13 protein-coding genes are annotated in these 12,578 nt (G+C 68.3%); 7 read left to right on the top strand and 6 right to left on the bottom strand.

What is annotated here, in order from left to right:
* Positions 1-4: 4 nt before the first annotated feature.
* Positions 5-955, bottom strand: a complete 951-nt coding sequence (locus tag LC039_RS09040) for a LysR substrate-binding domain-containing protein (RefSeq protein ID WP_226623407.1) — start codon at positions 953-955, stop codon at positions 5-7.
* A gap of 104 nt (positions 956-1,059) precedes the next feature.
* Positions 1,060-1,926 carry a MurR/RpiR family transcriptional regulator gene (locus tag LC039_RS09035; RefSeq protein WP_226623404.1) on the bottom strand — a complete coding sequence of 289 codons (867 nt, stop codon included), beginning with the start codon at positions 1,924-1,926 and terminating at the stop codon, positions 1,060-1,062.
* Positions 1,927-2,038: 112 nt separating this feature from the next.
* Between LC039_RS09035 and LC039_RS09030 the strand changes: the two genes are divergently transcribed.
* From LC039_RS09030 to LC039_RS09010, 5 genes are read left to right on the top strand one after another with little or no spacing between them, the layout of a single operon-like run.
* Entirely contained in the window at positions 2,039-3,061 is a 1,023-nt protein-coding gene (locus LC039_RS09030) for an ABC transporter substrate-binding protein (protein ID WP_226623403.1), read from the top strand.
* Positions 3,058-4,182 carry an ABC transporter ATP-binding protein gene (locus LC039_RS09025; RefSeq protein WP_226623402.1) on the top strand — a complete coding sequence of 375 codons (1,125 nt, stop codon included), beginning with the start codon at positions 3,058-3,060 and terminating at the stop codon, positions 4,180-4,182. Before LC039_RS09030 ends, LC039_RS09025 begins: the two co-directional genes overlap by 4 nt.
* Complete coding sequence (locus LC039_RS09020) at positions 4,179-5,063, top strand: ABC transporter permease (protein WP_226623401.1); 885 nt, start codon at positions 4,179-4,181, stop codon at positions 5,061-5,063. The genes LC039_RS09025 and LC039_RS09020 overlap by 4 nt, the downstream gene beginning before the upstream one ends.
* The gene (locus tag LC039_RS09015) at positions 5,060-5,878 is read left to right on the top strand and encodes an ABC transporter permease (RefSeq protein WP_226623396.1); all 819 of its coding nucleotides are present in this window, start codon (positions 5,060-5,062) and stop codon (positions 5,876-5,878) included. The genes LC039_RS09020 and LC039_RS09015 overlap by 4 nt, the downstream gene beginning before the upstream one ends.
* The gene (locus tag LC039_RS09010; RefSeq protein WP_226623392.1) at positions 5,875-6,981 is read left to right on the top strand and encodes a P1 family peptidase; all 1,107 of its coding nucleotides are present in this window, start codon (positions 5,875-5,877) and stop codon (positions 6,979-6,981) included. Before LC039_RS09015 ends, LC039_RS09010 begins: the two co-directional genes overlap by 4 nt.
* A 19-nt stretch (positions 6,982-7,000) precedes the next feature.
* Here the strand turns inward: LC039_RS09010 and LC039_RS09005 are convergent, their stop codons facing one another.
* The 3 genes from LC039_RS09005 to arsB are packed head-to-tail and all read right to left on the bottom strand — an operon-like array spanning position 7,001 to position 10,090.
* Positions 7,001-8,311, bottom strand: coding sequence for an MFS transporter (locus tag LC039_RS09005; protein ID WP_226623391.1), 1,311 nt, complete (start codon positions 8,309-8,311; stop codon positions 7,001-7,003).
* A 25-nt stretch (positions 8,312-8,336) separates the two neighbouring features.
* A complete protein-coding gene (gene arsH / locus LC039_RS09000) occupies positions 8,337-9,059 on the bottom strand; it encodes an arsenical resistance protein ArsH (RefSeq protein ID WP_226623389.1) in 723 nt (240 codons plus the stop codon).
* Between the two features lie 17 nt (positions 9,060-9,076).
* A complete protein-coding gene (arsB, locus tag LC039_RS08995) occupies positions 9,077-10,090 on the bottom strand; it encodes an ACR3 family arsenite efflux transporter (RefSeq protein WP_413463820.1) in 1,014 nt (337 codons plus the stop codon).
* 202 nt (positions 10,091-10,292) lie between these two features.
* Between arsB and LC039_RS08990 the strand changes: the two genes are divergently transcribed.
* Positions 10,293-10,628, top strand: a complete 336-nt coding sequence (locus LC039_RS08990) for an ArsR/SmtB family transcription factor (RefSeq protein WP_226623380.1) — start codon at positions 10,293-10,295, stop codon at positions 10,626-10,628.
* A gap of 10 nt (positions 10,629-10,638) precedes the next feature.
* Here the strand turns inward: LC039_RS08990 and LC039_RS08985 are convergent, their stop codons facing one another.
* On the bottom strand, positions 10,639-11,859 hold the full coding sequence (locus LC039_RS08985; protein ID WP_226623378.1) for a multidrug effflux MFS transporter: 1,221 nt from the start codon (positions 11,857-11,859) through the stop codon (positions 10,639-10,641).
* A gap of 136 nt (positions 11,860-11,995) precedes the next feature.
* On the opposite strand from LC039_RS08985, the gene LC039_RS08980 reads away from it, so the two are divergent.
* Positions 11,996-12,574, top strand: coding sequence for a TetR/AcrR family transcriptional regulator (locus LC039_RS08980; protein ID WP_226623377.1), 579 nt, complete (start codon positions 11,996-11,998; stop codon positions 12,572-12,574).
* Positions 12,575-12,578 lie beyond the last annotated feature (4 nt).

Genomic DNA, 12,578 nt, shown 5'->3' with positions numbered 1-12,578 from the left:
TGACCTATTCCTTCTCGGCTTCTTTCATATCATTATTGGTATGACGCGGCGCGCGGGACAGGCGCTCTCGGAACATGCCCAGCAGCGTCCGCATCGCCGGTCCTTCCGGCCCCCCGGGCAGCGTGGTCAGCCCCACCGGCCCCTTCAGCGCCGGGTCCGAGATCGGCAGCACCACGACGTGCCCCGCCGCCCGCGCGTCGGCCACCAGCGCCTCGACCGTCACCACGACATGGGTCGAGGCGCGGATGGTCTTGTTGATGAAGCCCGCGTCGATCGACTCGAGCGCGAAGTCCGGCGCGACGAAGCCGCTCTTGAACAGGAAGCGCTCCAATTCCTGGCGGATGATCGTGCCGGGAATGGGCGCCAGCATCGGCTGCTCGAGCAGCGCGCGGAGCTCCGGCGTCACGCCGCTCTGCGCCACCGGATGCTCGGTCCCCACGGCAAAGACGATTGACTCGTCGTAGAGATGCTGGAAGCTCAGCCCGTGCATGGCGGTGGAATCCGACAGCCGCCCGATGACCACGTCGAGCGCCCCCTGCCGCAGCCGCGCCAGGAGGTCCGCGTTGGAGCCCGAGACGACGCGCACCGTGGTCCGCGGGTAGATCTCCTGGAAATCCTCGATGATCCCCGGCAGCGTCAGCCCGCAGACATTGGGCAGCGCCCCGATGCGCAGCAGTTCGCGGCTGCCGCCCATGTCCTGTGTCGCCTGCAGCCCTTCGGTCAGCAGCGCCATGGCCGCCTCGGCGGCGTCGAAGAGCTTGCGGCCATGCACCGTCAGCACAGCCCCGCGCTGGGAGCGGTCGAAAAGGGTGACGTCGAGCGTCGTCTCCAGTTCGCGGATCGAGCGCGAGACAGCGGGCTGGGTCAGCCCCAGCACCTCTGCCGCGGCCATGAAACTGCCACGCTGCGCCACTTCCAGGAAGCAGCGGACCTGCCGGAAGCGCAGCCTGGCCAAAAGGCGTGATGGGTTTTCGATGGCGCGCCTCCCCGTCGCAGCTTGCCTTCCATCTAGCGGAGATCGCCCCGCACCGCCAAGACCCGGCGCGGCGAAGGTGCAGCTCAGAAGATGCCGATCCGCTGCGCCAGCCGCTTCCAGTCGCGCATGCGCGCATCCATGTCGCGCCCGGTGCCATGCGCCGTGGCGTGGATCAGCAGGCTGGTCGCGGCGGTGAGGCCGAGCAGCGACTCGAGGAACAACCCGGTCTTCGAGGGGGTGTTGATCACTGCGTCGGTCACCTCATGCGCCCAGTGGCAATACTCGTCGGTCACCACCACCACGTCGCGCCCCTGCTCGCGCGCCATGCGCGCCAGCGTCTCGCTTTCGGCGGCATAGGGGATGACGTCGATGATCAGCAGGCAACTGCCGCCCGGCGCAGGCGGGTCGAGCCATTCCGACAGCATGCTGTCATGGCCGGACAGGAAGCGCACGCGCGGCCGCGCCAGCGCCAGCCGCCGCGCCGTGTCCTCGGCCAGTCCGCGCACGGTCTGGAACCCGGTGACATAGACCTCCTCGGCGGTGCCGAGGTAGCGCTCTGCGGCCTGGAAGGCGGGGGTGTTGATCTTGGCGTAGACGGTGCTGACCGCGCGCAGCTCGGCGTTCATCTGCTCCTGCCAGTCGCCCGGCAGTTCGGCGCTGTCATCGGCGAGGCTCTCGCCGGTGACCGAGTAGCGGTGCCGCAGCATCGCCTTGAACTCCTTCATGCCCGCGCAGCCGAAGCGGCGCAGCATGCGACCCACGGTGATCTCGGCCACGCCCGCCTTCTGGGCGATGGACTTGCCGGTCTCGAAGGAGATCGAGTTGAGGTTGAGCAAGAAGTACTGCGCAACCTTTGCCTCCTGCTTGGGCAGCGAGGCCATGCCTTCCTCGACTCTGCTTACGAAATCATCAATCGGCGCCTCGGCATAGGACGCAAACCCGTGTGACATGGCAGATCTCCCAATGACAGAAAACTAACATTTGACGAAAAAGACAGTATCGAACCATTTTGGCGACTCAAGGCAAAACCGAAAAACCGCCTGACAGGGAGTCACCGAAACCATGAAAAAGATGCATCTTGCCGCAACCACGGCGCTTGTTCTGGCGCCTCTGGCGGCCTCCGCCGAGACGTTGTCGATCTACAACTGGGGCGATTACATCAACCCCGCCGTGCTCGAGGCCTTCACCGAGGAGACCGGCATCGAGATCACCCTCGACAGCTACGGCTCGAACGAGGAGATGCTGGCGAAGATCCAGGCCGGCGCGACGGGCTACGACATCGTGTTCCCCTCGGTGCACATGCACGACATCATGTTCCAGCTCGGCCTGCTGGCAAAGACCGACATCGGCAAAGCGCCCGGCTTCGAGAACATCGACCCGCAGTTCGTGCGCGCGCAGACCGACCCCGATGCCGAGTATTGCCTGCCCTACGCCTGGGGCAACGTCGGCGTGGTCTACAACAAGGAGCTGGCCGGCGACATCAAGAGCTGGGAGGACTTCTTCGCCCTCGGCGCCGCGGGCAAGAAGATCACTCTGCTCGACGACCTGCGCGAGACCATCGGCATCGGCCTGATCGTGAACGGCAACTCGGTGAACTCCACCGATCCGGCCGAGGTCGAGGCGGCGGCGGATTACATCATCGACCACATCGACGGCGTCACCGCCTTCACCTACGATTCCGTTCCGCAGGTGATCTCGGGCGACGTGGCGGCGGCGCATTGGTACGTGGGCGCGAACCTCTACGTGTCGGAAAACCCGGACACCATCGGCTACATGATCCCCAAGGAAGGCGCGACCATGTACCAGGAGGACATCTGCGTGCTGGAGTCGGCGCCCAACAAGGACGCCGCCAAGAAGTTCCTCGAGTTTTACCTGCGCCCCGAGATCGCCGCGCTCAACGTCGAGCAGCAGATGAACGGCACGCCGAACCTGCCCGCACAGAAGCTGATCCCCGAGGAGATCGCCGGCAACGCAACCATCTACCCGTCGCAGGACGTCATGGAAAAGCTGCAGATCTTCGAGGACCTGGGCCGCGACCTGCAGCTCTACAACTCCGAGTGGACGCGCATCAAGACCGCGCAATGACGCCCTTTGACACCTACCCGGCGGGGCTCCTCCCCGCCGGCTCGCAGGACCGCACGCCCATGCCCTCCCCGCTTGAAATCATCGACGCCCGCAAGTCCTTCCGGACCCCAGAGGGCGGCACCATGACCGCGCTCGACGGTATCTCGCTGAAGCTGGCCAGCGCCGAGTTCGTCACCCTGCTCGGCCCCTCGGGCTGCGGCAAGACCACGCTTCTGCGCACCATCAGCGGCTTCGAGACGCTGGACGCGGGCGAGGTGCTGATCGACGGCAGCGCCGTCACCCAGATGCCGGCGCACCGCCGGCCGGTGAACACCGTGTTCCAGCGCTACGCGCTCTTCGGCCACATGAGCGTGGCGCGCAACGTCGGCTATGCGCTGGAGATCGCCGGGCGCGACAAGCGCGAGATCCGCACCCGCGTCGGCGAGATGCTGGAACTGGTCGGCCTCGCGGGCATGGAGAAGCGCTCGATCCAGCAGCTCTCCGGCGGCCAGCAGCAGCGCGTGGCGCTGGCGCGGGCGCTCGCCGCGAAACCCAAGCTGCTGCTGCTCGACGAGCCGCTCTCTGCGCTCGACAAGAACCTGCGCCAGAAGATGCAGCAGGAGCTGAAGGCCCTGCAGCGCGAGCTCGGGATCGGCTTCATCTTCGTCACCCACGACCAGGAAGAGGCACTGACCATGTCCGACCGGATCGCCGTGCTGGCACATGGGCAGATCCAGCAGATCGGCGCGCCGACCGAGCTCTACCAGACGCCCGCCAACCTGTTCACCGCCGACTTCCTTGGCGAGAGCAACCTGCTGCCCGTGACGGTCACGAGCGGGCGCGGCTGCCTGCCAGACGGCCAGAGCTTTGCCACCCCGCACGCCCCCGGCGAGGCGACGCTGCTGCTGCGCCCCGAGGCGCTCTCGGTCACCCCACCCGACGGCCACGCGCTCAGCTTCACCGGCACGATCCGCGAGACCTATTACACCGGCACCGATCACCAGATTGCGCTGGAAACGCCGGCCCACGGCACAATGCATGCGCTGCTGCGCAGCGGCGGGGCGCTGCCCTGCCTCGGCTCCGAGATCACCCTCTATGCGCCCGCGCAGGGGCTGCACCTGATCGACGAGGCCGCGCCATGAGCCTCGCACGCCGCAAGCTGCTGCAGCTCGTCGGCCTGCTCGGCGTGCCGACGGTCTTCCTGCTGATCTTCTTCTTCGGCCCGCTGCTGATCATGCTGGTCTACAGCTTCCTGACGCCGGGGCTCTACGGCGGGGTCGACTGGATCTTCTCGCATCTGAACTACGGGCGCATCCTCGGCTGGGCCGACACGCGCTACGAGAAGTTCGACCCGGTCTACATCGCGATCTTCCTGCGCTCGCTGAAACTGGCGGCGCTGACCGTGCTTGCGAGCCTGGCTGTCTGCTACCCCGCCGCCTTCTGGATCAGCCGGATGCGGCCCGGGATGCGCGACTTCGCGATCTTCCTCGTCACCCTGCCGTTCTTCGTCAGCCTGATCGTGCGGCTGTTTGCCTGGGTGCTGATCCTGCGGCCGACCGGGTTTCTCAACCAGGGACTCATGGGGCTGGGGCTGACCGGCGGCCCGATCGAGTTCCTCTATACCGACTTCGCGGTGATCCTCGGGATGACCTATGTCTTCATCCCCTTCATGTTCCTGCCGCTCTACGGCTCGATCGAGAAGCTGGACATGGCGCAGATCGAGGCCTCCTCGGACCTGGGCGCCACGCGCTTCCAGACCTTCCGCAAGGTGATCCTGCCCGCCACCCTGCCCGGCATCGTCGGTGGCTCGATCATCACCTTCATCCCGGCCCTGGGCAACTTCATCGTGCCCTCGGTGCTGGGCGGCGCGAAGGTGCTGATGATCGGCAACCTGATCGAGCAGCAGTTCCTCTCGGCGCGCAACTGGCCCTTCGGCTCGGCGCTGGCGATGCTGGTGATGAGCGCGGTGCTGGTGCTGCTGATCGCGCAGTTCCGGCTGGCCAAGAAGGAGGCGCAGTCATGATCCTGCGCCGCCTGCTGAGCCTCTACGGGCTGCTCTTCTTCGTCTTCGTCTACGCGCCGATCCTGCTGGTGGTGATCTACTCGTTCAACGCCAACACGCTGAACATGATGATCTGGGACGGCTTCACGCTGGACTGGTACCGGCAGCTCTTCGGCATGGAGACCTCGCTGACCCAGAGCGCCACCTTCGTCGACAGCACCGACCAGCTCTGGGGTGCGGTGCGCACCAGCCTGATCGTGGCGCTTTCGACCTCGGTCTTCTCGACCGTCTGCGGCACCGCGCTGGCGCTCGCCGTGGCGCGCTACCGGTTCCGGCTGGCGCGCTTCTACCGCACTCTGATGATGGTGCCGATGATCATGCCCGACATCGTGCTGGGCATCGCGCTGCTGATCTTCTTCATCACCATCGGCATGAACCTGTCGATGCTGACGATCATCATCGGCCAGTCGACCTTCCTGATCTCCTACGTTTTCGTGACGGTCTCGGCCCGGCTCGCCGAGGTCGACACCAGCGTCGAGGAGGCGTCGGCCGACCTTGGCGCGACCCCGGCGCAGACCTTCCGCAAGGTGACCCTGCCGGGCATCGCGCCGGGCATACTGGGCGGCTGGCTGCTGGCGTTCATCATCTCGATGGACGACCTGGTGATCACCTATTTCATCGCCGGCACCGGCAACACCACGCTGCCCATCCACATCTGGGGGCTGCTCCGGCGCGGCATCAAGCCGGAGATCAACGCCATCGCCACGCTGATGCTGCTGTTCACGCTGGTGATCGCCGCCGCCGGCCTCTACTTCAGATCGAGACGACAGAAATGACCAAGACTTCCAAACCCCGCGCCCGCGATCTCGGCATTCCCCTGCCCGGCACCCCCGGCCCGCTCAATGCCATCACCGACGTGAAGGGGGTCGAGGTGGGCACCACCGAGTTGCTGTCATCGTGCGATCCCACGCTCGCCACCCGCGGCATCCAGGTGCAGACCGGCGTCACCGCGATCCTGCCGCGCGGCCGCGATCCCGAGCCGAAACCGGTCTGGGCCGGGCAGTTCAGCCTCAACGGCAACGGCGAGATGACCGGCGCGCATTGGGTGCGCGACGGCGGCTGGCTGGCCGGACCGATCATGATCTCAAACTCCCACGCCATCGGCCCCTGCCACACGGCGGCGGTGCGCTGGATGGTCGAGACCTATGGCGCCACCTGGGAGGACAACCACCTCTGGGCGATGCCGGTGGTGGCCGAGACCTACGACGGCGTGCTCAACGACATCAACGGGCTGCACGTCACCGAGGCGCTGGCGCGTCGGGCGCTGGATGCCGCGAAGCCCGGCCCGGTGTCCGAGGGCAACTCGGGCGGCGGCGCGGGGATGATCTGCTACGAGTTCAAGGGCGGCACCGGCAGCGCCTCGCGGCAGCTGGACGTGGACGGCCAGACCTTCACCCTCGGCGCGCTGGTGCAGGCCAACCACGGGCTGCGGCCCTGGCTGACAGTCGCGGGGCGCCGGGTCGGCGAGCAGATGCCCGAGCACCGGATCCTCGACATGATGACCGAGCGCGGCTCGATCATCGTCATCCTCGCCACCGACCTGCCGCTGTCGTCCAGCCAGCTCGAGCGCCTGTCGCGCCGCGCCGCCATCGGCATCGGCCGCGCCGGAAGCCCCGGCGGCAACAACTCGGGCGACATCTTCCTCGCCTTCTCGACGGCCAACGAGATGCCGCTGCCGCAGCTCTCGGGGCCATGGCGACAGATGACCTGCCTGAACGACGAGCTGCTCGATCCGGTCTACATGGCCGCCGTCGAAGCGGTCGACGAGGCGGTGCTCAACGCGCTCTGCGCCGCCGAGGACGTACCGCTGGCGCGCCCGGCGAATGGCATCTGCCGGGCGATGGACACCGACAGGCTCGTCGAGCTGATGGCGGGCTGAGGCGCCGGGCGGCGCGGCATCACCGGCCCCGCCGCACCCGCCCGATCAGCACCAGCAGCGCGGCCAGCGCAAGCGCGGCCGCGGCGAGCCCCGCGCTCAGCGCAAGGTCGTAGCCGCCGAGCCGCCAGATCACCGAGCCGACCTGCGGCGCAATGGCCATGGCCACGAGGAAGGGCACCGCCATCACTCCGGCGATCCGGCCGTAGCCCCGGGGCCCCAGCACCTCCACCGTCACCACCGGCTTGAGAATGCTCACCAGCCCGTAGCTTGCCCCGAAGAGCAGCGCGAAGAGATAGGCCGCCATCGGCACGCGCGGCACCACCACCAGCAGCACGAGCACCGCGCAGACCAGCCCGCTGAACGAGACCGCCGTCACGGTGAGGGGCCGGACCCGGTGACCGAGGAGCATGGTGGTCAGCCGCCCCGCCACCTGCATCGGACCGAAAAGCGACGCCGCCAGCACCGCCTGCGGCAGGCTCAGCCCTGCCCCCGTCAGGATCGGGATCACATGGGCAATCACCATGCCCCCGGTGAAGCCGAACAGCGGAAAGGCGGCAAAGATCAGCCAGAACTCGGGGCGGGCCCGCGCGGCGCGATAGGCCGCCTCGTCCGGCGCGCGCGCCTCGGCACCCCGCGGGACGACCGGGCAGCATTCAAGCATCGTGGCCCCGGCGTGCAGCGCCGGGGCGCCGATCAGCCCGACCACCCCGGCAAAGATCCACACCGCCGCGCGCCAGCCGACGCTCTCGGCCAGGAAGGCGCCCGACGGGTAGGCCAGGCTCGAGGCAAAGCCCGCCACGAGGGTGATCAGCGTGATGTTGCGCCGCGCCCGCGCGCCGGTGGTGCGGGTGACAAAGGCAAAGCAGGGCTCGTAGAGGCTTGCGCCCTGCGCCGCGCCGAGCACGAGCCAGGCGAGCAGGAACACCGCGTAGCTCTGCGCCGTGCCCAGCAGCAGCAGCGCGCCGGCGCCAAGGGCCATGCCGCCGCCGAGCAGCCAGCGGCCGCGGCCAAGGTCCACCCAGCGCCCGGCCAGCGGAGAGACCGCAGCCCCGGTGAGGATCGCGCACATGAAGGCGAAGGTCAGCCAGCTCTTGCCCCAGGGCAGCGCCGCGTCCCAGGCCAGGAGCAAGGCGGCGAAGATGTAGTAGATCCCCGCGTAGCCGATGGTCTGGCCGAGCCCGAGCAGCCAGATCGCCAGCCTCTCGGCCTTCTCCGGCTGTCGTTGCGCGTAGCCGTGCGGGTCGAGCCCGATAGCCCGCCATGCCCGGTCGATGCCGGCCCCGACACGGGTCAGCCCGCCCGCGCTCGGCCCGCGCTGCGCCGGTGTCATGCGCCCGCCCGCAACGTCCGGGCCGTCATTCCGGGGCCGCCGCCTTGGCCTGGCTCATCCGCGCCGACAGCTCGGCATGGCTCTCGACCCGCTCCGAGTAGCGATCGACGAGGTGCTCCTTGATGTCGCGCGTCAGCAGGGTGAACTTCACCAGCTCCTCCATCACGTCGACGATGCGGTTGTAATAGGGCGAAGGCTTCATCCGTCCCGCCTCGTCGAACTCGTCCCAGGCCTTGGCCACCGAGGATTGGTTCGGGATGGTCAGCAGCCGCATCCAGCGCCCGAGGATGCGCAGCTGGTTGACGGTGTTGAACGACTGCGAGCCGCCGCAGACCTGCATCACCGCCAGCGTCTTGCCCTGCGTCGGACGCACCGAGCCGAGCGAGAGCGGGATCCAGTCGATCTGGCTCTTCATCACCGAGGTCATCGAGCCGTGCCGCTCGGGCGAGGACCAGACCATGCCCTCGCACCAGCTCACCAGGTCGCGCAGCTCGGCGACCTTGGGGTGATCCGGCCCGGTGGTGTCGGTCTGCGGCAGGCCGCGCGGGTCGTAGATGCGCACCTCCGCGCCGAATGTCTCCAGCAGCCGCCCGGCCTCCTCGGCGGCGAAGCGCGAGAAGCTGCGCTCGCGCAGGGAGCCGTAGAGGATCAGGATACGCGGTCGGTGGGTGCTGCGAGTCTCGGGGAAGAGCGCTGCGAAATCGGTCGGCCGGACGCAGTCCTCGGAGAGGTTGGGGGTGTCGGGCATCTGGACCTCCATGAGTGTTACGCCTGCGGGAAGCGCGCGCGGGTGCGGTTGGCGAAGGCCACCAGCGAGAGCATCACCGGCACCTCGACCAGCACGCCGACAACCGTGGCCAGAGCGGCGCCGGAGTTGAGGCCGAAGAGGCTGATCGCCACGGCCACCGCGAGTTCGAAGAAGTTGGAGGTGCCGATCATCGCGCAGGGCGCGGCGATGCGGTGCGGCACCTTCAGCAGGAAGGCCGCGCCATAGGCTAGGGCGAAGATGCCGTAGCTCTGGATCAGGATCGGCACGGCGATGAGCGCGATCACCAGCGGCTTGGCAAGGATCACCTCGCCCTGCAGCCCGAAGAGGATCGCAACCGTGGCGATCAGGCCGATCATCGACAGCGGTTTGACCTTGGCCGAGAAAGCGTCGATCGCCTCCTGCTCGCCCAGCATCCGCCGGGTCGCGAGCCCCGCCAGCAGCGGCAGCACCACGTAGAGCACCGTCGCCAGCACCAGCGTCGACCAGGGCACGGCGATCTCGGTAACGCCGAGCAGGAAGGCGACGATCGGCGCGAAGGCCACCACCATGATCAGGTCGTTCACCGAGACCTGCACCAGCGTGTAGGTGGCGTCGCCCCGGGTGAGCTGCGACCAGACGAAGACCATCGCCGTGCAGGGTGCGGCGCCGAGCAGGATCAGCCCGGCGACGTATTGCGCCGCATCCTCGGGCGCGATCCACGGCGCGAAGACATGCTCGAAGAACAGCACCGCCAGCAGCGCCATGGTGAAGGGCTTGACCAGCCAGTTCACCACCAGCGTCACCACCAGCCCCTTCGGCTGGCGCGCCACCCCGGCGACGGCGCCGAAGTCCACGCCCACCATCATCGGGTAGACCATCGCCCAGATCAGCACCGCGACGACGAGGTTGATCGAGGCGACCTCGGCTGCCGCGATGGCCTGCACCAGCCCCGGCGCGATCAGCCCGATCACGATGCCCCCCACCATGGCCAGCGCCACCCAGAGGGTCAGCAGGCGCTCGAAACGGCCCATGGGTTCCGCGGCAGCTGTGATCTCGCTCATCTCTCGGCTCTCCTTGTCCCGTACCCTTGTCCGGAACGGCGGTCTACGTGTTGCTTGTCCCGGCCCCGCCATTGGCGCCGACCCGAGTCATTTCGGAATTACCCGAATTGTCTTCGGCGTAGATGCGCTGCGCGCCCTTGTCAAGTTTCGTCATTTCGGGCATTGACGAATTATGAAACGTGATGACGCCATCGACGCCTTTTCGGCGCTTGCCCATGAAACCCGCCTCGCGGTGTTCCGGCTGCTGGTGAAGGCCGGCCCCGAGGGCGTGCCCGCGCTGGAGATCGCGCGGCGGCTCGAGGCCAAGCCCTCGACCCTCTCGGGGCATCTCGGGATCCTGAAGCGCGCCGGGCTGGTCACTGCCACGCGGCGGCAGAAGGAAATCCTCTACGCGCCGAATTTCGGCGCGGTGGATGCGCTGGTGCGCTTCCTGCTCGAGGATTGCTGCGGCGGCGAGCCCGGCTCCTGCGGCGAGCTGGCCGGGCTCGGCGCGACGATCTCCGGCTGACCGGCCCTCCTCAGCGTTCTTCCGACAGCCCCTGCGGGGCGCCCGCGCGGCGGCCCGTCGCCACGGAAAGCCCGAGAGCGAGAAGCGCGGGCAGCAGCAGACCAAGGCTCATCGGCAGTGGCGTCGAGGAGCCACCGAGCGCAACGCAGGCCGAGACCGTGAAGGCGATGCCGAACTGGATCGCCCCCAGCAGCGCCGAGCCGATGCCCGCCCCCTCGCGCGCCTCGGCCATGGCCAGCGACATGGCGTTGGCCGACAGCAGCCCCACCAGCCCGATGGCGATCCACAGCGGCACGCCGAAGGCCCAGATCGAGCGGCTGCCCGAGAGCAGCGTCAGCGCCAGCCCCGCAAGCACGAAGAGCGGCAGGCCACGGGTCAGGATCTGCGCCGGGGTGAAGCGGTCGAGCAGCCGCGTGTTGAGCTGTCCGAAGAGCACCAGCGCCGCGGCGATCACCGCGAAGGCCAGCCCGTAGGCCAGCGCACTCAGGCCGAAGACTCCCTGGAACACGCCCGAGGAGCCGGTGATGAAGGCGAACATCCCGCCCTGCACCAGCCCCGCGATCAGCGCCGAGACCACGAAGCCGCGCCGTGCCAGAAGCACCTTCGCGGTCCGCAGCCCGCTGCGGAAGGGCGCCTCCGCCCGCTTGCCCGCGGGCAGGGTCTCGGGGATCAGCACCAGCGACAGGACAAGCGCCAGCAGGCTGACCAGCGTCATGAAGACGAAGATCGCGCGCCAGCCGTAGGCTTCGAGCAGCAGGCTTCCCAGCGTCGGCGAAACGATTGGACCGATGGTCAGCAGCATGACCAGCACGGTCATCGCCTTCGCCGCCCGCTGCCCCTCGTAGAGGTCGTTGACCACCGCACGGCCGACCACCATCCCGACGCTCGCGCCTATGGCCTGCACGAACCGCAGCCCGTTGAACAGCGCGATGTCGTCCAGCAGCGGCAGGATGATCGAGGTCGCCGCGAACAGCGCCGTGCCGGCCAGCAGCGGCCCCTTGCGCCCGTAGCCGTCGATCAGCGGCCCCATGACCAGTTGCCCGACGCAGAGGCCGAGGAAGAAGATCGACAGCGACAATTCCGCGGCCGAAGGCTCCGCGTGCATCGCTTCGGCGAGGTCGCCCATGGCGGCGAGATACATGTCGGTCGCCAGCGGCGGGAAGATCGACAGCAGGCCGAGCACGGCGGTGATCGCCGCGGCGCGCCCGGCGGAAAGCGGTTGTGACGGCATGGTCTGTCCTGCGGCTGTGGCCCGACCCCGTTTCACGTCGGGGCGCGGCGCTCTATGGTGGCATGAGGATCAGTTAATAGACTGCAGTCCATAAATCAATGCGCCCGCCCTGTGCGGGGACGGACAGGAGCTGTGCATGGCCAGCGAAAAGAAGCAGGGCGGACGCCCGGTCGACGCGGCGGCGGGGCAAGCGCTCAAGCTGGCCGCGCTGCAGCTGGTGCGGGAGAAGGGCTATGCCAAGGTCTCCATCGCCGCCATCGCTAGCGCCGCGGGCGTGGCGCGCCAGACGCTCTACAATCGCTGGAACACCAAGGCCGACCTCGTGCTCGACGCGGTCTTCGAAGAGACCGGCCGGTTCTCGACCCAGCCGCCGGACGACGCCGGCATGCCCTGCGCAAGGCAGCTCGAGTCCTTCCTCGCCGAGGTCTTCAGCCACCTCACCGTCGACAGCGACCCCCTGCGCGCGCTGATCGCGGCGGCGCAGGAAGACCCGGCCTTCCAGGCCGCGTTCCGCGACCGCTTCGTGCTTCCGCGCGAGCGGATCGTCACCGAGTTGCTGCGCCGGGCACAGGCGCGCGGCGAGCTGAGCGCGGAGCGCGACCCCGAGATGCTCTCGGCCTTCGTGCACGGGGCCTTCTGGTACCGGCTGCTCAACGGGCAGCCGGTGGACGCGGCGCTGGCGCGGGCCATCGCGGCAGAGGTCTTCGCCGGCTAGGCGC

Origin of the sequence: Alloyangia pacifica, from assembly GCF_020524285.1 — a bacterium.
GTDB classification, from domain to species: domain Bacteria; phylum Pseudomonadota; class Alphaproteobacteria; order Rhodobacterales; family Rhodobacteraceae; genus Salipiger; species Salipiger pacificus_B.
The sequence above is the reverse complement of the archived record's forward strand: the minus strand, read 5'-3'. Positions and strand labels throughout refer to the sequence as shown.